At 69.6% G+C, this 24,128-nt stretch carries 26 protein-coding genes; 5 read left to right on the forward strand and 21 right to left on the reverse strand.

Features of this window, described 5'->3' with window-relative positions; genetic code table 11:
- Positions 1-3 precede the first annotated feature (3 nt).
- The 14 genes from AC1D29_RS20760 to AC1D29_RS20825 form a co-directional block, all read right to left on the reverse strand.
- Positions 4-1,797: a secretin N-terminal domain-containing protein gene (locus tag AC1D29_RS20760; RefSeq protein ID WP_477900921.1), complete on the reverse strand. Its 1,794-nt coding sequence runs from the start codon at positions 1,795-1,797 to the stop codon at positions 4-6.
- On the reverse strand, positions 1,794-2,198 hold the full coding sequence (locus tag AC1D29_RS20765) for a hypothetical protein (RefSeq protein ID WP_477900922.1): 405 nt from the start codon (positions 2,196-2,198) through the stop codon (positions 1,794-1,796). The genes AC1D29_RS20760 and AC1D29_RS20765 overlap by 4 nt, the downstream gene beginning before the upstream one ends.
- A complete protein-coding gene (locus AC1D29_RS20770) occupies positions 2,195-2,905 on the reverse strand; it encodes a hypothetical protein (RefSeq protein ID WP_477900923.1) in 711 nt (236 codons plus the stop codon). Before AC1D29_RS20770 ends, AC1D29_RS20765 begins: the two co-directional genes overlap by 4 nt.
- Positions 2,902-3,591 carry a PilN domain-containing protein gene (locus AC1D29_RS20775; protein WP_477900932.1) on the reverse strand — a complete coding sequence of 230 codons (690 nt, stop codon included), beginning with the start codon at positions 3,589-3,591 and terminating at the stop codon, positions 2,902-2,904. The genes AC1D29_RS20770 and AC1D29_RS20775 overlap by 4 nt, the downstream gene beginning before the upstream one ends.
- Positions 3,591-4,574, reverse strand: a complete 984-nt coding sequence (locus AC1D29_RS20780; RefSeq protein ID WP_477900935.1) for a hypothetical protein — start codon at positions 4,572-4,574, stop codon at positions 3,591-3,593. Before AC1D29_RS20780 ends, AC1D29_RS20775 begins: the two co-directional genes overlap by 1 nt.
- Positions 4,574-8,140, reverse strand: a complete 3,567-nt coding sequence (locus tag AC1D29_RS20785; RefSeq protein ID WP_477900937.1) for a DUF6701 domain-containing protein — start codon at positions 8,138-8,140, stop codon at positions 4,574-4,576. Before AC1D29_RS20785 ends, AC1D29_RS20780 begins: the two co-directional genes overlap by 1 nt.
- Complete coding sequence (locus AC1D29_RS20790; RefSeq protein WP_477900939.1) at positions 8,137-8,589, reverse strand: agglutinin biogenesis protein MshP; 453 nt, start codon at positions 8,587-8,589, stop codon at positions 8,137-8,139. Before AC1D29_RS20790 ends, AC1D29_RS20785 begins: the two co-directional genes overlap by 4 nt.
- A complete protein-coding gene (locus AC1D29_RS20795; RefSeq protein ID WP_477900941.1) occupies positions 8,586-9,389 on the reverse strand; it encodes a prepilin-type N-terminal cleavage/methylation domain-containing protein in 804 nt (267 codons plus the stop codon). The genes AC1D29_RS20790 and AC1D29_RS20795 overlap by 4 nt, the downstream gene beginning before the upstream one ends.
- Position 9,390: 1 nt before the next feature.
- Positions 9,391-9,963 carry a type IV pilus modification PilV family protein gene (locus AC1D29_RS20800; RefSeq protein WP_477900943.1) on the reverse strand — a complete coding sequence of 191 codons (573 nt, stop codon included), beginning with the start codon at positions 9,961-9,963 and terminating at the stop codon, positions 9,391-9,393.
- Between the two features lie 37 nt (positions 9,964-10,000).
- Positions 10,001-10,447: a pilus assembly FimT family protein gene (locus tag AC1D29_RS20805; RefSeq protein ID WP_477900945.1), complete on the reverse strand. Its 447-nt coding sequence runs from the start codon at positions 10,445-10,447 to the stop codon at positions 10,001-10,003.
- A gap of 4 nt (positions 10,448-10,451) precedes the next feature.
- Complete coding sequence (locus AC1D29_RS20810; RefSeq protein WP_477900947.1) at positions 10,452-10,859, reverse strand: prepilin-type N-terminal cleavage/methylation domain-containing protein; 408 nt, start codon at positions 10,857-10,859, stop codon at positions 10,452-10,454.
- Between the two features lie 157 nt (positions 10,860-11,016).
- Positions 11,017-12,249 carry a type II secretion system F family protein gene (locus tag AC1D29_RS20815; RefSeq protein ID WP_477900949.1) on the reverse strand — a complete coding sequence of 411 codons (1,233 nt, stop codon included), beginning with the start codon at positions 12,247-12,249 and terminating at the stop codon, positions 11,017-11,019.
- Positions 12,246-13,976: a GspE/PulE family protein gene (locus AC1D29_RS20820; protein WP_477900951.1), complete on the reverse strand. Its 1,731-nt coding sequence runs from the start codon at positions 13,974-13,976 to the stop codon at positions 12,246-12,248. The genes AC1D29_RS20815 and AC1D29_RS20820 overlap by 4 nt, the downstream gene beginning before the upstream one ends.
- Entirely contained in the window at positions 13,973-16,507 is a 2,535-nt protein-coding gene (locus tag AC1D29_RS20825; protein WP_477900952.1) for a GspE/PulE family protein, read from the reverse strand. Before AC1D29_RS20825 ends, AC1D29_RS20820 begins: the two co-directional genes overlap by 4 nt.
- A gap of 154 nt (positions 16,508-16,661) precedes the next feature.
- Here AC1D29_RS20825 and pcp point away from each other — a divergent pair, with 154 nt between their 5' ends.
- Positions 16,662-17,315 (forward strand): pyroglutamyl-peptidase I, encoded by a 654-nt coding sequence (gene pcp, locus AC1D29_RS20830; RefSeq protein ID WP_477900953.1) that lies wholly within the window; start codon positions 16,662-16,664, stop codon positions 17,313-17,315.
- Here pcp and AC1D29_RS20835 read toward each other — a convergent pair whose 3' ends face one another.
- Together AC1D29_RS20835 and AC1D29_RS20840 are read right to left on the reverse strand one after the other, a co-directional pair.
- A complete protein-coding gene (locus tag AC1D29_RS20835; protein ID WP_477900955.1) occupies positions 17,316-17,510 on the reverse strand; it encodes an anti-sigma factor family protein in 195 nt (64 codons plus the stop codon).
- Positions 17,507-18,097 carry a sigma-70 family RNA polymerase sigma factor gene (locus AC1D29_RS20840; RefSeq protein ID WP_477900957.1) on the reverse strand — a complete coding sequence of 197 codons (591 nt, stop codon included), beginning with the start codon at positions 18,095-18,097 and terminating at the stop codon, positions 17,507-17,509. The genes AC1D29_RS20835 and AC1D29_RS20840 overlap by 4 nt, the downstream gene beginning before the upstream one ends.
- A 100-nt stretch (positions 18,098-18,197) precedes the next feature.
- Here AC1D29_RS20840 and AC1D29_RS20845 point away from each other — a divergent pair, with 100 nt between their 5' ends.
- Genes AC1D29_RS20845 through AC1D29_RS20860 form a run of 4 tightly spaced genes read left to right on the forward strand, consistent with a single transcriptional unit; the run spans position 18,198 to position 20,511 of the window.
- Positions 18,198-18,476: a BufA1 family periplasmic bufferin-type metallophore gene (locus AC1D29_RS20845; protein ID WP_477900959.1), complete on the forward strand. Its 279-nt coding sequence runs from the start codon at positions 18,198-18,200 to the stop codon at positions 18,474-18,476.
- A gap of 3 nt (positions 18,477-18,479) precedes the next feature.
- Positions 18,480-19,331, forward strand: coding sequence for an MNIO family bufferin maturase (bufB, locus tag AC1D29_RS20850; RefSeq protein ID WP_477900961.1), 852 nt, complete (start codon positions 18,480-18,482; stop codon positions 19,329-19,331).
- Positions 19,328-20,026: an HvfC/BufC family peptide modification chaperone gene (locus tag AC1D29_RS20855; RefSeq protein WP_477900963.1), complete on the forward strand. Its 699-nt coding sequence runs from the start codon at positions 19,328-19,330 to the stop codon at positions 20,024-20,026. Before bufB ends, AC1D29_RS20855 begins: the two co-directional genes overlap by 4 nt.
- Entirely contained in the window at positions 20,023-20,511 is a 489-nt protein-coding gene (locus AC1D29_RS20860; protein WP_477900965.1) for a DoxX family protein, read from the forward strand. Before AC1D29_RS20855 ends, AC1D29_RS20860 begins: the two co-directional genes overlap by 4 nt.
- Here AC1D29_RS20860 and tolA read toward each other — a convergent pair.
- The 5 genes from tolA to AC1D29_RS20885 are packed head-to-tail and all read right to left on the reverse strand — an operon-like array spanning position 20,489 to position 24,125.
- Positions 20,489-21,358, reverse strand: a complete 870-nt coding sequence (tolA, locus tag AC1D29_RS20865; RefSeq protein ID WP_477900967.1) for a cell envelope integrity protein TolA — start codon at positions 21,356-21,358, stop codon at positions 20,489-20,491. The two genes, AC1D29_RS20860 and tolA, sit on opposite strands and share 23 nt — an antisense overlap.
- A gap of 10 nt (positions 21,359-21,368) precedes the next feature.
- Positions 21,369-21,803, reverse strand: a complete 435-nt coding sequence (tolR, locus tag AC1D29_RS20870) for a protein TolR (protein ID WP_477900969.1) — start codon at positions 21,801-21,803, stop codon at positions 21,369-21,371.
- Positions 21,803-22,477, reverse strand: a complete 675-nt coding sequence (gene tolQ, locus AC1D29_RS20875) for a protein TolQ (protein ID WP_477900971.1) — start codon at positions 22,475-22,477, stop codon at positions 21,803-21,805. The genes tolR and tolQ overlap by 1 nt, the downstream gene beginning before the upstream one ends.
- Positions 22,474-22,950, reverse strand: coding sequence for a tol-pal system-associated acyl-CoA thioesterase (ybgC, locus tag AC1D29_RS20880; RefSeq protein WP_477900973.1), 477 nt, complete (start codon positions 22,948-22,950; stop codon positions 22,474-22,476). Before ybgC ends, tolQ begins: the two co-directional genes overlap by 4 nt.
- Positions 22,947-24,125 carry a pyridoxal phosphate-dependent aminotransferase gene (locus AC1D29_RS20885; RefSeq protein ID WP_477900975.1) on the reverse strand — a complete coding sequence of 393 codons (1,179 nt, stop codon included), beginning with the start codon at positions 24,123-24,125 and terminating at the stop codon, positions 22,947-22,949. Before AC1D29_RS20885 ends, ybgC begins: the two co-directional genes overlap by 4 nt.
- Positions 24,126-24,128 lie beyond the last annotated feature (3 nt).

The following is a 24,128-nucleotide window of genomic DNA, read 5'->3' on the forward strand; positions in this document are numbered from 1 at the left end:
GGATCATTTCGGCGGTGACGTGGTCGTTCCATCCAGCCGGATCACGCGGTGCGAGCGGCTCTCGGTGTCGGTCAGCGACTCGCTGACGAGCCGGTTGTGCTGCTCCCAGTCTTCGGCGCTGCGGATGATGCTGGGCTTGATGAGCACGACCAGCTCGCGCTTGCGGCCGTTGTTGGCGCGGTTGCCGAACAGCATGGACGTCAGCGGGTTGCTGTCGGCGCCGGGCACGCCGGAGCCGCGCCGCGTCGCCTCCATCTGCATCAGGCCGCCGATGGCAACGATGTGGCCATCGGGGATGCGCACGACGGTGTCGGTCTCGTTGACGCTGGCGCTGGCCAGCGGCAGGCGGAAATTGCCCACCGAGCCCAGGTCGACCTGCTTGACCTTCTCGATGACGTTGGACACCGACGGGTGCACGTGCAGCGTGATCATGTCGGCGGCGTCGATCTGCGGCGTCACGTCCAGCGCGATGCCGCTGAAGAAGGGCGTCAGCGTCAGCGTCGGGATCTGGTTGGTCGTGCTGTTGGAGCCGGTGCTGCCGGTGTTGGTGCCACTGTTGCTGCCGCTGATGCCGGTGATGAAGTAGTCGTCGGTGCCGACCTTCAGCACGGCCTTCTGATTGTTCAGCGTCGCGATGCGCGGGCTGGACAGGATCTGCGTGTCACCGTGGCTCTCGATGAAGCTCAGCAGCGCCTGGAAGCCGCCGCGCGCCAGCGCCAGCCCCAGCGTGCCGCCGCCGGCCGAGGGCAGCGGGATCAGGTCCGGCCAGGACGGACTTTGCGTGCCGCTGGACAGCGTCGGCAGGCCGCGCGTGTTGCTGACCAGCGGGTTGATGATGCTGTTGACGCCGCTGGGGATGGACGGGTTCACGCTGGTCTGGCCGATGGCGCCGCGGTCGCCCACGCGCGACCAGTCGATGCCGCTCTGGTAGCCCTCGCGCAGCTCGACCTCGACGATCTTGGCTTCCAGCATGACCTGGCGTTCGACGGAAATGCGCGTCGCCTTCAGCCAGGCGTCGACATGGCGCAGCTCCTCGGGCATGGCGCGCACGGCGACGGTGCCGGTCTGCGGGCTGGTGATGACGGTGCGGCCCTCGCCGTTGCCGACCAGCGCCTTCAGCGCCGTGGCCGTCTCGCCCCAGAAGTCGCTCGAGACCTTGGTGCTGAGCTGGCTGCTTTCCTGCTGCTGCACGGTGCTCGTGCCGCCGTTGCCGCTCGTTGGCGTGCCGCTGCTGCCATTGCCGCTGCCGTTCTGGTTGCCGGCCGGCGCGGCGCCCGAGCTGACGCGCACCTCGCTGCGGCCGCTGCGCTGGTGGGCCAGTGCGTTGATGGTGAAGACGCGGGTCTGCAGCGTGGGCGGGAAGACGGTGATGCGGCGACCCTCGATGGCGTAGTCGAAACCGTAGACGTCGCGGATCGCGTCCAGCGACTCGCGCAGCGTGACGCCCTTGAGCGTGACCGACAGCGTGCCCGACACGGCTGGGTGCACCAGCATGCTGTAGCGCGTGTCGCTGACCAGGGACAGGAAGACATCGCGCGCCGGCGCGCCGTTGACGATGAGGTCAAAGCGCGGCTCGGGCGGCAACGCGGGGGCCGGGGCGGGCAGCGGCACGGGCGTGGTCTCGGGCACGCGCGCAGCGGTGGACGCGGCCGGGGCAGGAGGCATGCCGCGCTGCGCCTGCAGTTCCTCGCGCAGCGCCTGGCTGGGCTGGGCCACGCGCAGCGGTTTGTCGGCGCAGCCTGCCAGCAGCGCGGCGATGGCGCCCAACAGCAGAACACGGGGTGCGGGGGCCTTCATGGCTTCTCCTTGGAATTCCTGGGGCCGGAGGCGGCCTTGGCCGGCAGCGCGGGGGCGCGCTTCTCGACGCCGCCGTACAGCGGCTCGCGGCGGACCTGGCCGGCTTCGCGCATCCAGACGGCTTGTTCGGTGACGCGCTCGATGCGCGCGCCGTCCAGCTGCTCGCCGACGCCGTAGCGGCGGCCGCGCACGACGACATAGCCGCGGCCATTGCTGAAGACAACCTGGCGGATCGCGTTGTCGGGCACCTCGGCGCCACCGGCGGCGGATGCCGCGGACGCGGCCTGGGCCGCGGCGATGGCACTGCGCAGTGCCGGCGGCCAGGCCATCGGGTCGCGCTGGGGCTCCTCGGCACGGGCGGCCAACGAGGCCAGCAGCAGCAGGGTGATGAAGCTTTTCATGGCTGCACCTTCAGCAGGAAGAGCTGGGCCACCAGCCGCGGCGCCTCGTTGGGCGCGGCCGTGCTCAGGCGGATCTCGCCCCAGCGCAGGCCGGGCAGCTCGCGCTCCAGCGTCTGCAGGTAGCGCTGCGTGTCGCGGTAGCTGCCCTGCAGCTGCAGCTCCACGCCCTGCCAGCTCATGCCGGCCATGGCGGTCGGCCGCGCCGTGCTGCCTTGCGATGGCGCCGGCACCGTGACGGGTGCGTCCTCCAGCAACGTCAGGCGCTCCAGCAGCAGGCCTGGCTGCTGGGCCAGCAGCCGCTGCAGCACGGCGGACAGCCCTTCGGTCTCGCCGACGCCGCCGCCCTGGCGCAGCTCGCGCTCCAGGCGCTGGCGCTCGGCCTGTGCCGCTTCCAGGCGCAGCCGCAGTTGCGCGGCGGGGTCGGCCATGCCCGCGCGGCTGGCGGCGATGAACTGCTCGCGCAGCTGGCTCAGCTCGGCGGCCTGCTGGGCCTGCTGCTCGCTGCGTTGCTTGGCGCGCGCGGACAGCGGCGTCAGCACGAGGGCGTCGAAGACGGCTGCCAGCACGGCGACCAGGCACAGGAACAGGATGGCCCGCTCGCGCAGGCTGAGCGCGTCGATGCGCTTGGCCTGGCGCTGCCAGCCGGCCAGCAGCGGCGCAACGCGGCGGCGCAGCATGGCGAGGTCGATCTGCGTGCCGGCGTTCATCGTGCAGCTCCCGAGGCGGTGCTGGCCGCTTGCGCGGGTGCGCTGACGACGCGGAAGGTCCAGACCGGCAGCGCGCCCGTGGCCAGCGGGGCGCCGCCGCGCGCCAGCAGCGAGGTGCTGCCGGTGTCATTGCCCGGCGCGCCGGGGCGCTCCACGCGCAGCGCCGCCAGGTCCTGCCCCGCCAGCAGCGGGTGGGCGGCCAGCCGGGCCAGCCAGGGCCGCAGCTGCGCCGTGTCCAGCGTGCCGCCTGTCAGCTCCAGCCGGCCCGGTGCATAGCGCAGCTCGTTGAGCCAGGCCGACTCGGGCAGGCTGCGCGCGACCAGCGCGAGCAAGTCGGAATGGCGCCGGCCGGCGATGCCGCTGCCATCCGTGCCCAGCGTCTGCAGCAGCAGGCGGCGCTCGACGTTGCCGCTCTCCACGGCCTGCAGTTGCTGCTGCAGCGCGGAGGCATCGAGCGGCGCGGGCAGGGCGGCGCGGGCCACGGTGAGGGATTGGCGTTCGGTGGCGAGCTGGGTCAGCAGTTCCCGGTGGCGCGCCTCGCTTCGCCGGTCCTGGGCCTGCAGCCACAGCGTGGCCAGCAGGCCGACGACGAGCATCAGGCCGCTGGCCTGCAGCAGCGTCAACGCCGAGAAGACGCGCTTGGGCGTCAGCAGGATGGGCGTGAGCAGGTTGATTTGCTGCGGCATCAGAGTTGGCGAGTCTCGGTGCGCAGGGCGGCGCCCAGCAGCGGCAGGCAGGCGGCGAGCGCCTGGGCGGCATCGCCCTCGGGCGCCGGCGCGCCGGGCGCAAAGGCGGCCAGGGCGTCCAGCGCGACGGTGCGCTGGCCCAGCTCGCGCTGGATCAGCGTGGCGACTTCCGGCCCATGCTGGGCCGTGGCGACGTAGAGCCGGGCCAGCGGCAGGTCGGGCCAGCTGCGCTCCCAGACGTCGATGGAGCGTTGCAGCTCGACGACCAGCGGCGACTCCTGCGCGCCCGGGGCGTCGAAGGCACCACCGGGTTGGTATTCGAAGCCCAGCGGCAGGTCGGCGGCGGCGGTCTCCGGCTGCTCGCCGCGGGCCCGCGCCAGCAGGCCGGGGTCGCCTTCGAGGCGGCGCGTGTAGAACAGCTCGTCGCCGGCGCAGACGACCAGCAGACAGTGGCGCGCGTCGATCAGCACGGCGGCACAGGCGCGTGCGGCAAGATCATCGACACGGGCGCGGGCGCAGAGCAGGTTGCGCAGCGCCGTCTCCCAGATGTCGACGATGGAGACCTGCCCGGCCAGGCCGGCGGTGCCGTCTGTCAGCGCCTTGATGGCCGCATTGCGCGCCGCGACAACGAACAGCTGGCGCTGCGCACGTTCGACGTCGCCGCCGACATGCATGACGTCCAGCGTCAGGTCGGCCACATCGACATCAACCAGTTCCTTGACCTGCCAGCGCGCCGCGGCCTTCAACTCCTCCTGCGGCACGTTGGGCGTGTCGACCTTGAGGATCTGGTAGTCGGCCGGGTCCAGCAGCGCGATGGCGTCGACGCTGGACACCGCCTTGGCGTCGTCCAGCAGGCCCCAGCGCAGCAACCGCGCCGGCTCGTCGGTGGGCGCGCCGTCGGTCAGCACGAAGGCGAACTGCTCGCCGGCGCGGCGCAGCAACAGTCGCTGTCCGCTGCGGCGGGGTGACCAGGGCCAACGCATCAATAGTTCTCCCGCTGGAAGACGACGCCGTCGCTGCCGCGGTACAGCCCCCAGGTCGCGCGGGCGCTGGGGTCGTTGTTGGCCGCACACCAGCCGCCGCGCAGGCCCGTCAGCTTGGCACCCTGCGTCGCGGGCTTGGGCGGTGCCCAGCCCGTGGCGGCCAGGCAGGACTGGTCGACCGGCGGCGTTGCGGTGTCCAGTGCGATGGCGATGTCCATGCTGCCCAGGTGCCCGTTGCCTGGTGCCGCCAGCGTGATGACACCGCTGCCCGCCGCGAGCGAGGTGGTGGCCGTCATCGCTGCGTCGGCATTGACCAGCGTCTTGCGGAAGTTGCCGAAGCTCAGGTTGCTCGCCGTGATGCTGGTGCAGGAATCCAAATTGTTGGTCTTGAAGGTGTTGGTGCCGCTGTCCCAGTACTGGGCGGTCAGCGGCAGGGTAAGGGGGCGATTGATGGCCGCCATGCCATTCTGTAGGCGCAGCCGACCATAGCGCAGGGGGATTTGCCCGACCAGTGAGCGGTCGCTGCCGGCGACGGCCGGGTCGGTATCGAGATCGAAGGCGAACATGCCCACGTTGTCCGTGTCCAGCGCCGCGATGCCGAAGCGCCCGGTGAAGGGGCCGTCCGGTGCGGCGCCGCGCATCGCCGCGACGTTGAGCGTCACAACCGCGGTGCCGGCGGCCGCGTCGCCGACGACCGGCCACGCGCCAGCACTGACGACGGCCCCGAGCCGGGCGCCCGTGAAGCGTGTGCCCGTCGCGGTGTCCACGCCGGCAAGGTTGAAGTTGGCGGGCACGCCCAGGGCGAGGTTGGCGAACGCGCCGGCGTAGTTCCGGGTGACGTTGCCTTGTGCATTGACGGCGCTGAGCGTGAACTTGAGCTGGAAGTTCTCGTCCAGATAGGTGAAGGCGGACGGGGACGCTGCCGGGCAGCCCCGGTCCACGCGCTGCACGGGCGCCGGCAGCGTGGCGGTGAAACCGAAGGGGGTGAAGCGGCCGATGTCGGCGCTGGCCGCGCCGGAGGTGTCGCCGCCGCCGAGGTAGTCGGCGTCGGCCACCGACCCGGTGAGCTTCATGATGCCGACCTCGCTGTAACTGAGGTTGTTGACGTTGGCGACGCCGTTCGTGAAGGCGCCGCCGGCCACGGTGGCGTTGCCGACGGTGCCGGTGACGCTGCTGGCCGGAGCGGCGGGGATGGGCGCCACCAGCGTGGCCTTCAACAACACGCCTTCGGGCGCTGCCTCCTTGCCGAAGTTGGGCGTGGTCGCGCCGCTGGAAGTGACGGCGGTGATGCGGGCGGCGAAGGGCGCGCCGGCTTTCGCGAAGGCACCGGAGCTCGCCGAAGTGGTGACGGTGAAGCCGGCCGGCTTGGTGACGAAGACGCCGCTGCTGCCGGTCAGCGTGTCGGTGCCGGCGCTGCCGACGCTGACGCCCAGGCTGGTCAGCAGCGTGACCTGACCGACATCGGCAAACGTGAAGCTGAACGGCGCGTTGCCATAGGCGTCGAAGACCATGGGCACGGCGGTGTAGCTGGCCGACGCGCTGGCGTTGTTGCGCTGGATGACCGTGGGCGTGCTGGTGGTCACGGTCATCAGGTTGCTGCCCGAGCAGGTCGCCGGATCGTTGCAGCGGTAGGCCCAGTTGACGTTCCTGCTGCCGGTCACCGCCGCTTCGCAGGCCTGCGTGCTGGTGTTGCTGCGCACCGCGCGCAGGTAGTAGCCGTTCGACGCCGTGCCGGCGGTCTGCGGCGGCAGGGCGACCGCGGCCCCACCGGCGGAGGTGGCCGACGACGCGATGGCCGCAATGATGAAGCCCGCCCGATTGAAGGTCGTCGAACAGCTGTTCGCCGCTGCGCAGTTGACGCCGTCGGGGCAGCAGCGCCGGGGATTGGACGCCGACGTCGACTCGGCGCTCAGCGACACGGCAGCGTTCGCGCCATCGGCCCCTCCCGGCAGGCTGAGCGTGGCGGTCGCGACGCCGTTGTTGAAGCTGACGACGCTGTTGCTCAGCGTTCCAGCCGTCGTGGTCAATACGGCGGTGCCGTTGATGGAGGTTTCGACGCTGCAGGAACTGGCGTTGGAGGAGCAGGCCCTGACGGTGACTGTGGTCGGCGTGCAGGTCAGGCTGGAGGTCGGCACCGACAGCTCGTAGTGGTCCAGCGGCGGCAGGCAGATGCGCGACACCGTCGCCATGTCGGCCGTGAGTTCCAGCGCGCTGATCTCGTAGTTGTAGACCCGCATCTCGTCGATGAGGCCGTTGGCGGAGTTCAGCGTGGCGTTGGTAGGCGCCGTGCCGCTGCGGTTGTCGCCGACAAAGAGGGTGCCGATGGTGTTGTCCAGCGTCCCGCTTGTCGTCAGCGTCGTGGCGCCGACCTGGCTGCCGTTGATGTAGATGCGCAGGATGCTCTGGTTCGTGCCTGAGGCCAGTTTCCAGGTGACGGCGATGTGCCGCCACGTGGCTGCGGCGACGGACTGCACCGGCGTGACGGTCGTCAGCAGCACGCCGTTGCTGTCGGTGACGGTCGCCCGCAGCGAACCGTCGGCCTGGCGCACGAGGAAGAAGGGCTTGCCCGTCGACGTCGTGGCATCGAGCAGCATCGCCGCGGAGTTGTTCCAGGCGGTGTTGGCCTGGTACCAGAACGTCACCGCGCCCTTGTCGCCGATGCCGGAATTGACGTCGAGCAGCGTATCGACCGCATGGCTGGTGGCCGTCGTGTCGGCTGGGATGCTGAGCGAGCGGCAGACCTTGGACGTGGCCGACGTCGTCGCGTTGCCCACGCGCACGCCGTTGTTGCTGTTGCCGCTGCTGTCGGCCACCTCACCGACGCGACCGCTGTAGTTCCACTCGTCGAACCGGTACTCGGCGCGGCGCGTCGGCGTGCCGCTGGGCACGAACCAGCGGATCGCGCTGCCGTTGGCGTTGTAGCCGCTGTTGTACGAGTACTGCGTGAAGTCGTTGCCGTCGACCTGCACGCCGATGGTGGCGTTGGAGCCGCTTGCGTTGGCGTTGCCGTACTGGAATTTGAACTCGCCGTTCTCGTACAGGATGATCTGGAAGGTGTAGGGCGTGCTGGTGTTGTACTGGTAGACGCCGTTCCATGACACGACGAGATAGCGGTTGGGCGACGTGCCTTTCTGCTCCCAGGTCACGCCGCCGCTGCCGTTCTGGCTGGGATTCAGGTCGGTCCAGTAGGCCAGGATGACGTTGGTCGTGGCCGCCGCGGCGCAGCCGCTGTTGCTGACGCTGGCGGTGCCGGCCGGCAGTGCCGTGTTGGTGAAGGTGCGGTGAAAGCCGGTGTCCGTGCCGAACTGCAGGCCGCCGTTGGCCAGCACCCGCACCGCGGTGTAGTCGGTGCCGGCGAACTTGAACTTGAAGTTGCCGGTGAGGCTGATCGTCGCCTTGTCGTCGTCACCGGGATAGCTGGTGCAGGTGCGGTCCCAGGTCAGCGTGTTGGCGGCCGTCTCCCAGGCATAGCTGTCGCTGCGGAAGGTGTAGCTGGACGCCGCCTGAGCCAGGCCGCCCAGCACGGCGAGCAGCAGGAAGGCGAGGGCGAGGCGCAGCGTCTTCATGGCGTGATGGGGATGCTGAGGCTGCGGCTCAGCTGGCGTTCGGCGTAGGTGGGCTGGGTCGTCGCGCCGTTGGGGCAAACGCCGCTGTTGGTGAGGTTGCAGGCATTCGCGACGACGACATAGAACGCCAGCGTCGTCGCGCCGTCGTTGACGGTGCCCGCAGCCGGCGTGCGTACACAGCTGACGGTGACGGTGAAGTCGGCGAGTTGGTCGGGCAGCGCGATGCTCTTGGTCGCGAAGCAGGCCGGCTGCCCACCGGCGCGCAGCACCTGGTAGCTGCCCCAATCCAGCCCGGCCAGCGCAGCTTGGTAGGCCTTGGACGCGGCCAGCTCGCCGGCCGAGCCGAACTGCTGGCGCTGGCTCAACGACGTCAGCGCGACACCCAGCGCGGCCAGCGCCACCAGGATGAAGAGCATGGACATCATCGTGAAGCCGCGCAGCCGGTTCATGGCAGGTTGTCCACGTGGACGGTCTGGTAGAGAGTGACGGTCTCGCCCTGGCTCTGCAGGCTGATGCGCAGCGTCACCAGCGCATAGCGCGCCGCGACGGCGGCGGGGTCGAAGCTGAAGCTGCAGGCCGACACATTGCGCGCCAGCACGCTGCCGCCGCTGGACGGCGGATCGGGCTGGGCGGCGCTGACGTTGTAGCCGCTGTAGCGCGTCAGCGTACCGGTGGCGGTGGGCATGCTGCTGGTGTCGCAGCGGTAGGTCACCGGCGACTCGATCGCGTAGACGCGGTAGGGTGGTGCGATCAGCGATGGCGGCAGCGACGCACCGGCGAAATTGACCACGGCGGCATTGCCCGCCGCGCTGGTGGCCGTACGCACGTTGCTCAGGTTGTAGGCATTGGCGTCGGGCGTGTCGGGGCCGAGGTTGTACCAAGCCAGCTGCTGGCTGGCATGGCTGAGCGTGAGCGGCGGCCCGAGGACCGTGAAGGCCGGCGCGTTGACGCCATACACCGGCGGGACGCCGGTCTCGCTGGCATAGCGCGCAGCGCCGCTGACGGGAATCAGCTCCAGACTCTGGCCGCTGGGCGACACGCGAGCGCTGTTGGGCAGGGCCAGCGACAGGTCGCGAGCGATGCGGCGCAGGGCGGTGTCGGCCTGGTCCGAGAGCTGGGCACGCGCGGCACTGGCGAAATAGGCCGTCGTCGCCGGCACGATGAAGAGGGCCACGACGGCGATGACCACGCCGGTGATGGCGATGACCATCACGGCCTCGATCAGCGTGAAGCCGCGCTGCAAACGCATGTCAGTCCGCAGCATTGGGTGCATAGCGGGTGCGCCAGCCTTGCAGGCGGAGCGGATTGGCCAGCTTGACCAGCGTATCCCCGGGGCCGACAACGGTGACAGTGATCTTGAGCGCCTCACCGCCCGTGACGTTGTCCAGGCTGGCGACCTCCACCGCCACTGAAGCCGAGTAGCCGCTCAGGCCCGCAACCGCTGCGCCGGTGATGTCGCTGATGCCAACCATCGAGAAGCCGTTGTAGTCGTTGACGTTGTCGAAGTAGGTCGGGCCGGTGCGGTTCTCGCTGCTCGTCGGCCCCATGGCCTCGGCCTGGGTGCAGCCGGCGGCGTTGGCGGCTGTCGCGGCATTCGGGTCATTGGGCTCGCACCAGGTGAAGGGCTGCAGTTCCACCTCGCGCAGCAGCGCCTCCGCAATGGCGAGCTGCTGGCGGCGGATCATGGGGTCGGCGCTGGCGGCCGTCGCGGTCACGAAGACCTTCAGCATCGCGCTCAAGGCGATGCCGACGACGACGACGAAGAGCAGCAGTTCGATCAGGGTCAGGCCGTGCTGGCGCTGCCCGGGATGCAAGGCCGGCATGCGGAGGATGCTAGCCCAGCGCCTCATCGCTCAAGCCTCAAGGCGTGGGGTAAATCAGCCCCGTATCCGACTCGATGCGGTAGGCCTGGCTGAAGCTGCCGTAGGCGACGGTGACGGTCATCGCAGCGCCGGCGCTGGTGGCCGTGGCGCCACTGTTGCCGCTGTTGAAGGTCACCGTGCGGCTGCCGCCCTCGGCGATGCAGGGGCTCTCGGTCGCGGGGCAGGGCAGGGACGCGATGGCAGCACCGCTGCCATAGGCCCAGCTGACGCCGGTGCCCGTGATGGTCTCGACGATGGGCCGGCGTTGCTGCAGCGCCAGCCGCAGCATGGCCTGGTGTCGGGCCCTGAAGTCGTCGCCAAAAGCACGCAGCCGCCACAGCGTCGTGTCCACCACCTTGGGAAGGGCGAACACCGCCAGGGCGGCTGTGATCACGATGACGAGGATGAGCTCGATCAAGGTGAAGCCACGCACGCAGCGTGGCATGGGGTCAGGTGATGCCGGTGACGGTGAAGGTCGCCGTCTTGGCCGGCGTGCCGAGGCCGGTCAGGACACAGGTCGAAACCGTCACGTCGTTGCCGGCCGCCGAATCGGTCGTGATCGAGTAGCCAGACGGCAGGACGCCGCCTTGCAGCGCGGCAACAACGTCCGAGCACTTGGCGACGGCGACGGTCTTGTTGGTCGCGGCGGAGCCCGTTTCGCCCTTGGCCTTGCGGCTGGCGTAGTTGATGGCAGAGGCGGAGCTCAAAGCGCCCGCGATGCCGTTGACGGCCGCCTGCTTGGCGTCGTCGTCAACGCCGACAAACTTGGGCAGCGCGACCGCGGCCAGCACGCCGAGGATGACGATGACCATCACCAGCTCGATCAAGGTGAAGCCGGCTTGCTGAGACTTGTTCATGGATGCCTTCCTGCGCAGGGCGCTGTGGTCCGGGAGTGCCAAGACTATCGGCCACCTCGGGCGCAGAGGAAAGTGAATAGCGCACGGCTTTTGGCGCAGATGAAACTGCGCCTGCAAACCGTTGCAGGCTTCACGGGAAACACCCGCGGCGGCCGCGTCAGCGGCCTTGCGCCGCCTGCCCCAGGTTCCACAGCGGCAGGAACACGCCCAGTGCCAACACCAGCACCAGCGCGCCAATGATGGCCAGCAAGATGGGCTCGATGGCAGCGGACAGGCCCTTGATGGCGTAGTCGGTCTCGCGCTCGTACATCTGCGCGATCTCGGTCATCAGCGTGTCCAGCTGGCCAGTCTCCTCGCCCACTGCAATCATTTGCAGCACGATGGGTGTGAACACGCCGGTGGCGGTTGCGCAACGCGAGATGCTCTCGCCGCGCTCGACGCCGTCCCGCATCTGCTCGATGCGGGCGCCGATGTAGGCGTTGTCCACGGTCTGGGCTACGACGGTCATGGCCTGGCTGATGGGCACGCCCGAGCTGCTGGCCAGTGCGAAGCTGCGCGCGAAGCGGGCCAGCGTCGCCTTCAGCACGATGTTGCCCGCGATGGGCAGGCGCAGCTTGAAACGGTCCCAGGTGTAGCGGCCGCCGGGCGTGGCGATCCAGTTGCGCCAGGCCAGGCCCGCGCCGATGCCGCCGGCCAGCACCAGAGGCCACCAGCGCAGCGTCCAGGCCGAGAAGCCGAGCAGGATGCGCGTCATCAGCGGCAGTTCGGTCTTGAAATGGGCGAAGACGTCGGCGAACTTGGGCAGCACGAAGACGTTGATGACGACCAGCGCGATGGCCATCGCGATGATGACCATGGCCGGGTAGCGCAGCGCCTGCTTGATGCGGGCGCGGATGTCGAGTTCGAACTCCAGGTGCTCGGCCAGGCGCTGGAAGACCTCGGTCAGCCGCCCGGTCAGCTCGCCCACGCGCGTCATCGCGATGAAGAAGGGGCTGAACACGGCCGGGTGGCGCGCAAAGGCGGTGGCCAGCTCGCGGCCCTGGTCCAGGCTGGCGCGCACGTCCTGCAGCAGGCTGACGATGCCGGCATGGGTGGTCGACGCCTCCAGGCCGGCCAGCGAGCGCAGGATGGGCACGCCGGCCTTCTGCAGCGTGTACATCTGGCGCGTCAGCACCAGGGCGTCTTCCATCGTGATGGGCTTGGCGAGCAGGGCTTCCAGCCAGTTGCTGCCGCCGGCGACGCTGACCGCCTCGCTGGTGGCCTCGATGCTGACGGGCACGACGCCACCGGCCATCAGCTGCGACGCGACCGCATCGCTGTTGACCGCGTCGACGATGCCCTCGACCAGCTCGCCGCGGCCGTTGCGCCCCTTGAACGCGAAGTTGCTCATTCAGGGTCCACGCTGATGCGCACCGCCTCGGCCAGCGAGGTCTTGCCGTCGCGCACCAGCGCCAGGCTGCGGTCGGCGAGCGTGCGGCCCTTCAACGAGCGGCGCGCTGCGGTCAGGAAAGCGCCCGCGTCGCTCTTCTGGATGGCCAGCGCCATGTCGGGGTCCAGCTCCAGCATCTCGTAGATGCCGCGCCGGCCCTGCGTGCCGGTGCCGTTGCACTCCGAGCAGCCACGGCCCTTGACGCTCTGCACGGGGCTGGGCGGCTCGCCATTCATGGCCTGGACTTCATTGACCCAGGCCTGCTCCTGCGGCGTGGCCAGGTGCGGCTCGGCGCAATGCTTGCAGACGCCGCGCAACAGCCGCTGCGCCAGCACGGCCTGCAGCGACGTGGCCACCATGAAGGGCGGGGCGCCCATGTCCAGCAGCCGGAAGGGCGTGGAGACCGTGTCCTTGGTGTGCAGCGTGGACAGCAGCAAGTGGCCCGTGATGGCGGCGCGCAGGCCGATCTCGGCAGTCTCGGCGTCGCGCATCTCGCCGACGAGGATGACGTCAGGGTCCTGACGCAGCGCGGCCCGCAGCACGCGGGCGAAGTCCAGCTCGATCTTGTCATTGACCTGCACCTGCGTCAGGCCAGGCAGCCGGTACTCGACCGGGTCCTCGACAGTGATGATCTTCTGCTGTTCGGCGTCGATCTCGGCCAGCGCGGCGTACAGCGTCGAGGTCTTGCCGGAGCCGGTCGGGCCGGTGACGAGGATCATGCCGGAGTCACGCCCCAGCAGCTCGCGGAAACGCTTGAGCATGTCCTCCGGCATGCCGATGTCGGCCAGTCGGCGCAAAGCCGAGCCCTGGCCCAGCAGGCGCATGACGACGGACTCGCCGTACTGGCTGGGCATGGTCGACAGGCGCACGTCCAGCGTGCGGTCGGACAGGCGCAGCGTGAAGCGGCCATCCTGTGGCAGGCGCTTCTCGGAGATGTCGAGGCCCGCCATCAGCTTGAGCCGCTGCGCCAGCGCGGGCGCGATGCGCTTGTCGGCCTGTGTCAGCGTTTGCAGGATGCCGTCCACGCGATTGCGGATCAGCAGCTCGCCTTCCTGCGGCTCGATGTGCACGTCCGACGCACCGGCGCGGGTTGCGTCCTCGAACACGCTCTGCAGCAGCCGCACGACCGGCGCGCCTTCCTGGCCCACGCTGGCCTGCAGCGCGCCGAAGTCGACCGCGTCGCCGATGTCCTTCTCCAGCGCCTTGGCCAGTCCGGAGATCTCGTCGCTACGACGGTAGTGCTTGTCGTAGACGGCCGCGAGCTGGCTGTCGGCGACGACGGCCATCGCCAGGCGGCGCTTCAGGATCTTGGCCAGCTCGTCGAAGCCGAACAGGTCCAGCGGGTCGGCCATCGCCACCAGCAGCGTGTCGCCGCGCTCCTCCAGCACCAGCGCGCGGAAGCGCCGTGCCGGCGTCTCGGGCAGCAGGCGCACGAGGTCGGTCTTGAGCGGGAAGGTCTTCAGGTTGACGAAGGGGGCGCGCAGCTGGCGGGCCAGCACATGGGCCAGGGCCTCCTCGGTGATGAGGTTGGCCTCGATGAGGATGCGACCCAGCTTCTTGCCGGTGGCGCGCTGCAGCTCCAGCGCCTGGCCCAGCTGTTCGGCCGAGATCAGCTGCTGCTCGACGAGCACATCCCCCAGGCGCAGCTTGGGGCGTGGCGCGGCAGCGGTCTCGGCGGGTTCGGTCATGCGTTGCTGGTCGCGTGGACCTCTGAAAGGGTGGTCAGGCCTTGCAGCACCTTGACGATACCGTCCTGGCGCAGCGAGCGCATCCCTTCGGCGAGTGCGGCGTGCAGCAGTTCCTCGGCGCGGGCGCCGGTCTGGATCATGCGGCGGATGTCCTTGGACACGGTCAGCAGCTCGTGCAGGCCGGCGCGGCCCTTGAAGCCGCTGTGGCCACAGGCCGGGCAGCCGGGGCTGGTGAACTTCATCAGCCGCCCATCCTTGCCGTGGTTCTTGACCCAGTCGGCCATCAGCGTGAGGCGGCTGGGCCGCGCGTCGGCGGGGAACACGTGCAGATAGTTGTCCAGCAACTCGCCGAGTTCGGCCTCGCCGAGCGGCTCGGCCGTCTGGCAGGCCGTGCAGGAGCGCCGCACCAGGCGCTGGGCCAGCACGGCCAGCAGCGAGTCAGCGAAGTTGAACGGGTCCATGCCCATGTCCAGCAGCCGCGTGATGGTCTCGGGCGCGCTGTTGGTGTGCAGCGTGGACAGCACGAGGTGGCCGGTCAGCGACGCCTCGACAGCGATCTCGGCCGTCTCCTCGTCGCGGATCTCGCCGACCATGATGACGTCGGGGTCGGCGCGCAGGAAGGCGCGCAGGGCCTTGGCGAAGGTCCAGTCGATCTTTGGATTGACCTGCACCTGGCGCAGGCCGGCCTGGGTGATTTCGATCGGGTCCTCGGCGGTCCAGATCTTGCGCTCGGCCGTGTTGATGTGGCTGAGCGCCGAATGCAGCGTGGTGGTCTTGCCCGAGCCGGTCGGGCCCACGCACAGCACCATGCCGTAGGGCCGCTGCACGGCCGCGCGCAGCGCGTCCAGGTTGGCCGGCGTGAGGCCGATGCGGTCCAGCGGGATAGGCCGGCTGCTGGCCAGCAGGCGCATGACCACGTCTTCCAGGCCGTTGTTGGTCGGGATGGTTGCGACGCGCAGCTCCAGCCTGTGCTGCGACGAGAAACGCGCGAAGTTGATCTTGCCGTCCTGCGGCTTGCGGCGCTCGGAGATGTCGAGGTCGCACATGATCTTGATGCGCGCGATCATCGCGTTGCGGTAGGTGTGCGGCAGCTCCAGGTAGGGCTGCAGCACGCCGTCGCGGCGGAAGCGGATCTTGAGCTTGTCGCGGCCCGGGTAGGTCTCGATGTGGATGTCGGACACGCCCTGGTTGTGCGCCTCGATGATCATCGAATTGATCAGCCGCACCAGCGAGTTGTCGCTCTGCTCGATGGGCGACTCGTCTTCCTTGCTGGCGCGCTCGCTGCTGTCGCGCTCCAGGCTTTCGATCAGCTTGTTGGAGCTTTCCAGTGCGAAGTCGGGCGTGAAGTCCGGCAGCGGGTCGATGCTGTTGCGCGGCAGCGCCTCGGCGCCGAAGCGGTCGAAAGTGCTGGGGATGGCGAACTGCAGCGTGCCCAGCTTGGTCAGCGTGGGCACGACCTTGAGCTGGGTGATGAACTCCACCTCGTCGATCGCGTCGCGCCGTGTCGGGTCTTCCATCGCGACGATCAGGCGGCCGTCGCGCAGCACCAGCGGCAGCACCTCCAGGCGCTTGGCCACCGCATGCGGCAGCTTGCGCACCGCGTCGGGCTCGATGGCGAAGTTCTCCACGTCGACGACGGGGTAGCCCATCTTGCGCGCCAGCGCCGACTGCAGCTGCGCGCGGCTGATGACGCCCTTGCGCACCAGCAGTTCGCCCAGCGGCACGGAGCGGTCGTCGCGCTGCTGCACCAGGGCCACTTCCAGCTGGTCTGGCGTGACGAGGTCCAGCGCCAGCAGCGCCTCGCCGATGCGCACCATGGGCATCTTGGCCTGCTGCTCGATGGCCTGCAGCAGTTGGTCCGCCGTGACGATCTGCTGCTCGACCAGGATGTCGCCGACGCGCTTCTGGCGCAGGCCTGTCTGCTCGACGGCCGCGGCCGCGAGCTGCTCCTGCGTGACGAGCGCGTCCTTCAGCAACAGGTCGCCGATGCGTTCGCCGATCTCGAAATGCGCCAGCACCTCGCGCGGCACGAAGACGCGGCGCACCGAGTCGTCGCTGTCGGACAGCGGCGGGAACAGGAACAGGCCCAGCTTGTCGTGCTGGTGGCCGATGGTCACGCCCTTGAGCTCGTCGCCGCCGTTGAAGACGATGCGAAAGTCGCTGCGGGGCCGCTGGTCGACGCTGAGCAAGGCGTTCACGTCGCCGGCATCACGCGGCGGCACGGCGATCGCCCGCATCAGCTTGATGGCGCGGAACTGGCTGAACTTCAGCGGCATGCTGTTGCGCGCCGGCGGCACATTGATCTGCACCAGCCGCTCGCTGGCATCCAGCTGCAGCAGCTGGCCGGCGCTGCGGCTGTTGTTCAAGCCTAGGATCTCACAGGCCTCCTGGCCTTTCTGCACCTCGGGCTGCGGGTAGGCGGCGTAGGGCGGGGTGGGCCAGTAGAAACCTGCAGTCACGGCGCTCGGCCCTGCGGCGGGGGCGTCGGCGCCGCCATGAGGCCATTGCAAGGGCTGGGACGGATCGTTCATGGGTGAGCGTGTGGGAGCTGCGACCGATTATGGAGGCCGTACGCCGGACCACTGGCCCCGAATAACACCGGGGAGACGGGGCTGATGGGTGTCGCGCACAGGTGTTTCAACCGCGGCGTGGCAGCGCGGTTCGCACTTCGGGAGAATGGCCGGCATGAACATCCTGCTCACCGGTTTCGAGCCCTTCGGCGGCGAGGCCATCAACCCGTCCTGGGAGGTCGCCCGGTCGCTGCACGGCCAGGTCATTGCGGGCGCGACCGTGCATGCGCGCTGCCTGCCGACCACGTTCGCAGGCGCACCGCGCGCGCTGGGCGAGGCGCTGGCGGTGCTGCGACCGCGGCTGGCCATCGCGCTGGGCCAGGCCAGCGGCCGCAGCGAGATCTCCATCGAGCGCGTGGCCGTCAACCTGATCGACGCGCGCATCGCCGACAACGCCGGTCAACGCCCGCTGGACCAACCGGTGCGCGTCAACTCACCCGCCGCCTATTTCTCGACGCTGCCGGTGAAGGCCATGCGCGACGGCCTGCGCGCGGCCGGCCACCCGGCGGGGCTGTCTTTGTCAGCCGGGGCCTTCGTTTGCAACCAGGTGTTCTTCGAGCTGCAGCACCAGCTCGCCGACCGCGGCGTGAGCAGCGGTTTCATCCATCTGCCGGCCTTGCCCGAGCAGGCCGCGCGCACGCAGCCGACCGTGCCGAGCATGGGCCTGGCCGCCCAGCTGGACGCGATCAAGCTGGCGATCGCGATTGCGCTGTCGGGTGATGCTGCGCTGGTGGCGGCGGCGACCGACGAGGGTGGCCCCGTCAGCTGATCATTCCTCGGTGTACTGGCGCCAGCGCGCGCTGGCTTGGCGCATCAGGTGAACCTGGCGGAAGAAGCGGCGGCAGTTGCTGCAGATGCGGTGGTGCAGGCGCAGAGACAGCCTCTCGGCCAGTGGCACCCGTCTATCCTCGCCCTGCAGCGTGATCTGCGTGGCCTCCCGGCAGGTGATCTTCAGCTTGATCAAGGCGCTCCTCCAGCGGGCGCTGCCTGGAACCATCCGGCCTGCAGGCATTCCCTGAGCCTGAGCCGGGCCCGGTGCAGCATGACCCACAGATTGGTCGGCGTGATGGCCAGTTCCTTACAGATCTCGTCGGACTCCAGCTCCAGCCACTCCCGCATCATGAAGAGGCGTCCCTGCTGGCCGGGCAGCTTCTCCACACAAGCCTCCAGCACCTTCATGAAGTCCAGCTGGCGCAGCACGTCCTCCGGGTTGCCCCAGTCGTGCTGGGCCTCGCGCCAATGGCCGTCGCTGGCGAACAGCAGGTCGTCCAGGTCTTCGCCATCGTCGTTGCCTGCCGTCGTCGACATCTCGCGGCTGTTCTTGCGGATCTGGTCGATGAGCTTGTGCTTGAGGATGCCGATGAGCCAGGTCTTGAGCTGACTGGCACCAGCGAAGGCCTGCGGCTTTTCCAGCGCCGCGAGCAGCGTCTCGGACACGGCGTCCTCGGCCCAGGCGGGGTTGCGCAGTTGCAGCCTCGCGTACTTCAGCAGGGCGGGGCGCAGCGCTTCGATCTGGCGGCAGTAGTCCGTGTTGTCCGGAGAGGCATTCATGGCGGCGGCAGTGTAAGGAGTCGGCGCTGTCTTGCGACTTCGTTCTCGCCGCCGCATCATCGGCCGCCTTCCACCCCCCAACCTTTTGGAGACCTGTCCCATGAAGAGCCGAACCCTCGTGTCCTCCGCCCTCGCCGCCGCCCTGTCGCTGGGCCTCGTTGCCCAGGCACAAGCCGACGACAAGGCCGCCAAGGAGAAGTGCTTCGGCATCGCCAAGGCCGGCCAGAACGATTGCGCCAACTTGAGCGGCAGCCATTCCTGCGCTGGCCAGTCCAAGGCGGACAACGGCGTCGATGAATGGAAGTACGTGGCCAAGGGCACGTGCAAGAGCGCCGGCGGCACGACGGCCGACGAGGCCAAGGCCAAGATGAAGAAGTAAGCCTTGCCGGCTGCTTCCGACTTGAAGGCGCCGGCCGCTCCCATCGGGATCGGCTGGCGCCAGCCGCATTACGAGGCGCTGCTGGCGCAGCGCCCCGACCTCGGTTTCATCGAGGTCCACTCCGAGAACTTCTTCGCCGACGGCGGCGCCACACTGGCCGTGCTGGACGCCGGCCGCGCGGCCTACCGCGTCAGCCTGCACGGCGTGGGGCTGGCGCTGGGCTCGGCGGCCGGGCTGGATGCCTGGCACCTGGAGCGCCTGGCGCGGCTGGTCGAGCGCGTGCAGCCGGACTGGGTGTCCGACCACGCCTGCTTTGCGCGTGTCGCTGGACTGCATGCGGCAGACTTGCTGCCCATCCCGTTCAACGACGAATCCCTCGCGCTGCTGGTTCGGCACGTCGACCAGGTGCAGCAGCGCCTGGGCCGGCGCATGCTGGTCGAGAACATCAGCGCCTATGTCGGCTGGGCCGGTGACACGCTGGCCGAGCCCGAGTTCTTCAACGAGCTGACGCGGCGCAGCGGCTGCGGCCTGCTGCTGGACGTCAACAACCTGGTCGTCAACGCGCGCAACGCCGGCATGACGCCAGATGACGCAGCGTGCGAGGCCATGCGCTGGGTCGATGCGGTCCGGCCGGGCAGCGTCGGCGAGATCCACCTCGCCGGGCATTGCGAGCTGGCCGAGGGCCTGGTCATCGACGACCACGGCAGCCGCGTGCGCGACGAGGTCTGGCGGGTCTATGCCCACGCGGTCCAGCGGCTGGGGCCCACGCCGACGCTGGTCGAATGGGACACCGCCGTGCCTGAACTGGACGTGCTGCTGGCTGAAGCCCAGCGGGCGAGGGCGTTGCAGCCATGAAGGCGCAGCAGCAGGCCTTGGTCGATGCGCTGCTGGGCCGCGGCGACGCGCCTGCCGGCGTGACCGGTGGCGAACGCGGCCTCGCGGCCTATCGGAACAACCTGAAGGCGCTGTCGACCCAGGCCCTGGCGGTGCCCTTCGTGCAACTGCGTGAGGGGCTGGGCGACGAAGAGTTCGCGACGCTGGCCTGGAGCTTCTGGCGCGCGCACCCGCCCGAGCGGGGTGACCTGGCGCAATGGGGCGGGGCGCTCGAAGGCTTTTTGCTGGCGCGTGCCGGCGCCGACTCCGGCCTGCCCGATCTGGCGCGGCTGGACTGGGCGGTGCACCTGGCCGAGCGCGCCGCGGACGCCGAGCTGGACGCCGACTCGCTGGCGCTGCTGGGCAGCACGCCGCCCGAGAGCCTGTGGCTGCAGTTGCGTCCCGGCGTCGGGCTGCTGGCGCAGCAGGACGGCCCGATGTTGGTCTGGCGGCAGGACTGGCGCGGCCGGTCGCAACCCCTCTCACTCGCCGAAGCGGCGTTCGTGCAAGCGCTGCTGGACGGTGTGAATCTTGCCGACGCGCTTTCGAGCGTCGAAGTGAAAGGTTCGTCGCTTGAGCCCGACTTCGACTTCGGCACGTGGCTGCAAGCCGCGCTGCAGAACGCCTGGCTGCAAGGGGTCAGGGCCACACCCACCTCCAGGACGACGACACCATGAAAGCTCTGATCTCCACCGCGCTGCGCACGTTCACCGACCCGGGCCTCACACCCACCCGTTTGCCGGCGCCGGTAGACACGCTGGTCGGCCACCTGCAGTCGCTGGCGCTGCTGGCGGTGCGGCTGTACGTCGCGCAGGTCTTCTTCATGTCCGGCCTGACCAAGTTGCGCGACTGGTCGTCAACGTTGGCACTGTTCAACGACTACTACCAGGTGCCGCTGCTGCCGCCCGTGCTGGCCGCCTACATGGGCACGGCCGGCGAGCTGGTGATCCCGGTGTTGCTGGTGCTGGGCCTGGCGGGCCGCTTCGCCGGCCTGGGCCTGTTTGTCGTCAACCTGATGGCCGCGCTGTCACTGCCGCCCGAGGACTTGTCGCCCGCAGGCCTGGCTCAACACGTGCTGTGGGGCGTGCTGGCCGTCGCGATCGCGCTGTGGGGTTCAGGCCGCTGGTCGGCCGACCGCTTCATTCGCGTGGGTAGAGATTGAGGACGATGACCGGCGGCACGCGGCCGTCGACATCGCGCGGCAGCGTCTCAGCCTTCTCGATGGCACGCATGACGGCCCGGTCCCAGTCGGCATCGCCGCTGGCCTTGAGCACCTTGGTGCCCAGAATGCGGCCGTCAGGACCCAGCGCCAGTTGCACGGTGATGGTCGGGTTGGCGACGCCGTCGTCGGAATAGATGATCAGCGGCTTGATGCGTGCCTTGACGCGGCCGGCCCAGCCGGCCGAAGGCGCCGAGTTCTGAGCTGCGGCTCCCGTTGACCCGGGCGTGCCGCCGGCCATGCCCTGGATGCGACGCAGGTTCTCCTGGCGCTGCGCCTCGCGGCGGGCGTCAGCCTCCTTGGTGTCTTTCGCGTCCTTGGCAGCCTGCGCATCCTTGGTCTTCTTGCGCTCCTGCTCTTCCTTGGCCGCTTTCTCCTTCGCAGCCTTGTCCTTGGCGTCCTTGTCCTTGGCGTCCTTTTCCTTGGCCGCCTTCTCGCGTTCCAGCTTCGCGGCTTCCTCGCGGGCCTTCTCTTCCTTGACCTTCTTCGCCTTGGCGATGGCGATCTCGGCCTCGCGCTGCTCCGCGGCGGCTTCCTCGGCGGCGCGCTGCTGCGCCTTCAGGTCGGGCTTGGGCGCCTCGGGTTCGGGCTCGGGCGGCGCCTCTTCGCGCGGCGCGGCGACCTGCGGCACGGCGGACCACAGCTCCGCCTCGAAGGCGGGCGTGGCGTCGCTGCGCCAGTGCAGGCCGTAGCTCAGCGCCACGATCAGCAGGCCGTGCGCGAACAGCGCCAGCGCCAGGCCGCGGCCGATGCCGGCGGCCTCCGGGGGACGCAGCGTGGCAGCCGTCATGTCACTGCGGTCACTTGGAGGAGGCGCCGCTCTTCACGGCCAGGCCCACGCGCTGGATGCCGGCGCGCTGCAGCACGTCCATCACCTGCACGACGGCCTCGTACTTGACGGCCTTGTCGGCCGAGATGACGACGGGGCTGGTCGCGTCCTTGCCCTGCGCCTTCTTGACGCGCTCGGCCAGCCGGTTCACCGGGATGGACTCGGGCTCCAGCTGGTCGACCTTGATCTTGAGCTTCTCGTCCGTGCCGACGATGACCTGGATGACGTGATCGGGCTGCTGGCGGCTCTTGCCGATGCTCGGCAGGTCGACAAGGCCGGTCGTGATCAGCGGCGCGCTGACCATGAAGATGATGAGCAGCACCAGCATCACGTCGATGAACGGGACCATGTTGATCTCGTTCATCGTGCGGCGCCGGCGGCCGCCGCGGGCGGAGACCGAGGCCATCAGTGTTGCGAGGCGTTGCGTTGCAGGATGTTGGAGAACTCTTCGATGAAGGTCTCCAGCGTGATCGCGCTGCGGTCGATCTGGCGCGCGAAGCGGTTGTAGGCCAGCACGGCAGGGATGGCGGCAAACAGGCCGATGGCCGTGGCGACCAGCGCTTCGGCGATGCCGGGCGCGACGGTGGCCAGCGTCACCTGCGTCAGGTTGGACAGGCCCACGAAGGCGTGCATGATCCCCCAGATGGTGCCGAACAGGCCCACGTAGGGCGACACCGAGCCAACCGAGGCGAGGAAGGACAGGTTGCTCTCCATCGCGTCCAGCTCGCGGTGGAAGCTCGCCCGCATCGCGCGGCGGGCCGCGTCCAGCAGCGCGCCGCCATCGGTCACGCGCTTCTCGCGCAGCTTCAGGAACTCGCGCATGCCGGACGCGAAGATGCGCTCCAGCGGCGCGCCATCGGTGCGGTTGCCCACGGCCTGGTAGAGGTCGTTGAGGTTCTTGCCGCTCCAGAACTCGGCCTCGAAGGCGTCATTGCGGCGCTTGATCTGGCCCAAGCCGATCAGCTTGCCGAAGATGACGCTCCAGCTCGCCAGCGACACCAGCAGCAGGCCCGCGATGACAAGCTGCACCGCGAAGCTGGCGTGCAGGATCAGGGAGACGATGGACAGGTCTTGGTTCATGCGGAGGTGATCGCTGCAACGACGGCGTCGGGCAGGCGTTGGGGTTTCAGGTCGTCGGCGCGCACGCAGCCGATGCGGATCTCGCCCTCGGCCAGCAGCGTGTCGCCACGCAGCGCGCGCTGGCGCACGACGAGGCTGGCGCGGCCGGCGGGTTGCGGTTCGACGGTGATGGTCAGCAGATCATCGAGCCGCGCCGGCGCGGCGTAGCGCAGGCTGGTGGCGGCGACGACGAACATGACGCCGGTGTCCTCGCGCAGCTGGTGCTGCTCGACACCGGCCGCGCGCAGCCACTCGGTGCGGGCGCGCTCGAAGAACTTCAGGTAGTTGGCGTAGAAGACGATGCCGCCGGCGTCGGTGTCTTCCCAGTAGACGCGGACGGGGAACTGGAAGCCCGGCGCCGCACGGCCGCCCGAAGGCGCCGGAGCCCCCTCGGGGGGCAGAGAGCGAAGTGAACGTGGGGGCACCATGGTCATGCGAGGACCCCGCGCAGGCGGCGCACGGCTTCCTGCAGGTCGTCCATCGACGACGCGAACGACAGGCGCATCCAGCGCTGCGGGTCGGCCAAGCCGAAGTCGCGGCCGGGCGTCAACGCGACCTGGGCGCTCTGCAGCAGCTCGTGGGCGAAGGCCCAGCTGTCCGCGTGATGGCGGCTGACGTCCATCCACGCGTAGAAGGCGCCGTCGGGCGCGACGGGCACGGTCAGGCCCAGCGCATTCAGGGCCGGCACGATGTAGTCGCGGCGCTCGCGCAGCGTGGCGCGGCGGCGCTCGAACTCGCTGATGGACGCGGGCTCGAAACCGGCCAGCGCCGCCATCTGTGCCAGCGTCGATGGGCAGATGTAGAGGTTCTGCGCCAGCCGCTCGATGGCCGGCACGAGGGCAGGGGGCAGCACCAGCCAGCCCAGCCGCCAGCCGGTCATGCCGAAGTACTTGGAGAAGCTGTTGACCGAGACGATGTCCTCGCCCAGCGAGAGCGCGGAGTGGCTGAAGGTCTCGTCGTAGCTCAGCGGCAGGTAGATCTCGTCGACGACGGTGACGCCACCGCGCTCGCGCACGAAGCCCACCATGTCGGCCAGCACGTCGGGCGCGATGGACGTGCCCGTGGGGTTGCTGGGCGAGGCCAGCAGCACGCCGCGCGTGGCCGGCGTCCAGGCGTCGCGGACTTGGCTGGCACCCAGCTGGAAGCGCTCGGCCGCGCCGGTGGGCAGCAGCCGCGGCGTGGCGTCCGCCGCCGTCACGAAATGACGGTTGCAGGGGTAGCAGGGGTCGGGCATCAGCACCTCGTCGCCACGCTCGAAGAGTGCGAGGCAGGCGAGTTGCAGGCCGGCGGAAGCGCCGGCCGTGATGGCGATGCGCTCGGGCGAGATGTCCAGACCGAAACGCTGCATGTACCAGCGCGACACCGCTTCGCGCAGCGCCGGCAGGCCCAGCGCGTCGGTATATGGCGTGGGCCCTTGGGCGACTCTGGTCACGGCCTCGCGCACGGCCGGCGCGGCGCCGAAGTCGGGTTCGCCGACGTTGAGCCGGATCATGCGCCGACCGCCCTGGGCAGGGGCGCACAGCGGCCCGGCCGCGACCCGGGCCGCGGCCTTGGCCAGCTCCATCACATAGAAGGGCTCGATGCGGTCGAGCCGCGCGGCCAGTTTCACGGC

It is taken from the genome of Roseateles sp. P1_C6 (assembly GCF_056406315.1).

Excerpts from the sequence above, each read along its gene's own strand:
- tolR (WP_477900969.1), bottom strand. The coding sequence starts at position 21,803 with ATGGCCTCGGTCTCCGCCCGCGGCGGCCGCCGGCGCCGCACGATGAAC.
- ybgC (WP_477900973.1), bottom strand. The coding sequence starts at position 22,950 with ATGACCATGGTGCCCCCACGTTCACTTCGCTCTCTGCCCCCCGAGGGG.
- AC1D29_RS20770 (WP_477900923.1), bottom strand. The coding sequence starts at position 2,905 with ATGAACGCCGGCACGCAGATCGACCTCGCCATGCTGCGCCGCCGCGTT.
- AC1D29_RS20775 (WP_477900932.1), bottom strand. The coding sequence starts at position 3,591 with ATGCCGCAGCAAATCAACCTGCTCACGCCCATCCTGCTGACGCCCAAG.
- AC1D29_RS20860 (WP_477900965.1), top strand. The coding sequence starts at position 20,023 with ATGAAAGCTCTGATCTCCACCGCGCTGCGCACGTTCACCGACCCGGGC.
- AC1D29_RS20785 (WP_477900937.1), bottom strand. The coding sequence starts at position 8,140 with ATGAAGACGCTGCGCCTCGCCCTCGCCTTCCTGCTGCTCGCCGTGCTG.
- AC1D29_RS20765 (WP_477900922.1), bottom strand. The coding sequence starts at position 2,198 with ATGAAAAGCTTCATCACCCTGCTGCTGCTGGCCTCGTTGGCCGCCCGT.
- AC1D29_RS20795 (WP_477900941.1), bottom strand. The coding sequence starts at position 9,389 with ATGCGTTTGCAGCGCGGCTTCACGCTGATCGAGGCCGTGATGGTCATC.
- AC1D29_RS20840 (WP_477900957.1), bottom strand. The coding sequence starts at position 18,097 with ATGAATGCCTCTCCGGACAACACGGACTACTGCCGCCAGATCGAAGCG.
- AC1D29_RS20815 (WP_477900949.1), bottom strand. The coding sequence starts at position 12,249 with ATGAGCAACTTCGCGTTCAAGGGGCGCAACGGCCGCGGCGAGCTGGTC.
- AC1D29_RS20760 (WP_477900921.1), bottom strand. The coding sequence starts at position 1,797 with ATGAAGGCCCCCGCACCCCGTGTTCTGCTGTTGGGCGCCATCGCCGCG.
- AC1D29_RS20820 (WP_477900951.1), bottom strand. The coding sequence starts at position 13,976 with ATGACCGAACCCGCCGAGACCGCTGCCGCGCCACGCCCCAAGCTGCGC.
- AC1D29_RS20805 (WP_477900945.1), bottom strand. The coding sequence starts at position 10,447 with ATGCCACGCTGCGTGCGTGGCTTCACCTTGATCGAGCTCATCCTCGTC.
- AC1D29_RS20800 (WP_477900943.1), bottom strand. The coding sequence starts at position 9,963 with ATGCCGGCCTTGCATCCCGGGCAGCGCCAGCACGGCCTGACCCTGATC.
- AC1D29_RS20780 (WP_477900935.1), bottom strand. The coding sequence starts at position 4,574 with ATGCGTTGGCCCTGGTCACCCCGCCGCAGCGGACAGCGACTGTTGCTG.
- AC1D29_RS20790 (WP_477900939.1), bottom strand. The coding sequence starts at position 8,589 with ATGAACCGGCTGCGCGGCTTCACGATGATGTCCATGCTCTTCATCCTG.
- pcp (WP_477900953.1), top strand. The coding sequence starts at position 16,662 with ATGAACATCCTGCTCACCGGTTTCGAGCCCTTCGGCGGCGAGGCCATC.
- AC1D29_RS20810 (WP_477900947.1), bottom strand. The coding sequence starts at position 10,859 with ATGAACAAGTCTCAGCAAGCCGGCTTCACCTTGATCGAGCTGGTGATG.
- AC1D29_RS20855 (WP_477900963.1), top strand. The coding sequence starts at position 19,328 with ATGAAGGCGCAGCAGCAGGCCTTGGTCGATGCGCTGCTGGGCCGCGGC.
- tolQ (WP_477900971.1), bottom strand. The coding sequence starts at position 22,477 with ATGAACCAAGACCTGTCCATCGTCTCCCTGATCCTGCACGCCAGCTTC.
- AC1D29_RS20845 (WP_477900959.1), top strand. The coding sequence starts at position 18,198 with ATGAAGAGCCGAACCCTCGTGTCCTCCGCCCTCGCCGCCGCCCTGTCG.
- AC1D29_RS20825 (WP_477900952.1), bottom strand. The coding sequence starts at position 16,507 with ATGAACGATCCGTCCCAGCCCTTGCAATGGCCTCATGGCGGCGCCGAC.
- tolA (WP_477900967.1), bottom strand. The coding sequence starts at position 21,358 with ATGACGGCTGCCACGCTGCGTCCCCCGGAGGCCGCCGGCATCGGCCGC.